This is a genomic window from Citrobacter sp. Cs237, assembly GCF_030332325.1.
Taxonomy (GTDB): Bacteria; Pseudomonadota; Gammaproteobacteria; order Enterobacterales; family Enterobacteriaceae; genus Citrobacter_A; species Citrobacter_A sedlakii.
The window spans coordinates 1-482 of record NZ_JAOWIB010000047.1; the positions used below are offsets into that span (position 1 = coordinate 1).

The 482-nt window shown below is 36.3% G+C and carries 1 protein-coding gene; it reads left to right on the top strand.

The genetic code is table 11. The features are described from left to right. Positions 1–177 precede the first annotated feature (177 nt). Positions 178–360 carry a hypothetical protein gene (locus OGY07_RS01830; RefSeq protein WP_058805920.1) on the top strand — a complete coding sequence of 61 codons (183 nt, stop codon included), beginning with the start codon at positions 178–180 and terminating at the stop codon, positions 358–360. Positions 361–482: the final 122 nt, after the last annotated feature.

Genomic DNA, 482 nt, shown 5'->3' on the forward strand with positions numbered 1-482 from the left:
TTTTTAAAAAAACAACGACACATAACACAAAAAACCATCTGTTTAGAATAAAGTATAACTGCGCTATAGGTTTAACAAAGGAAAGGGAACTCTTAAAAAAGAGTAAAGCGAAGCAAGACTTTTATTAAAAGAAGCTGTTGATAAGCTATGACCATAATAATTTTTGAGGAGATTAAAATGCTCTCGAGAATTGAAATGTATATTAGCTATGCGATTTTCGAATTACTATCACAACAACGCTGCGTTTCACTACTTGCTATCCTTGATATTTTAAACCGTAAACTCCAAGAAGGTGGACATTCAGAAAGTGAACATTTAGCGATACTTAACGCGATTAAAGAGGTAGAGAAAAATATCTGAATAAACATCAGACCTTCAAGTTCAAAAACGATTATGCTGCATACAATCAGCTGAATTTACCATAACATCCGTTGCGTGCACCGCCTCAGAGGCTCTCAGGGCGTTTCTGAGGCCTCCGGCCT

Coding starts and splice junctions, on each gene's coding strand:
- OGY07_RS01830 (WP_058805920.1), top strand. CDS start 178: ATGCTCTCGAGAATTGAAATGTATATTAGCTATGCGATTTTCGAATTA.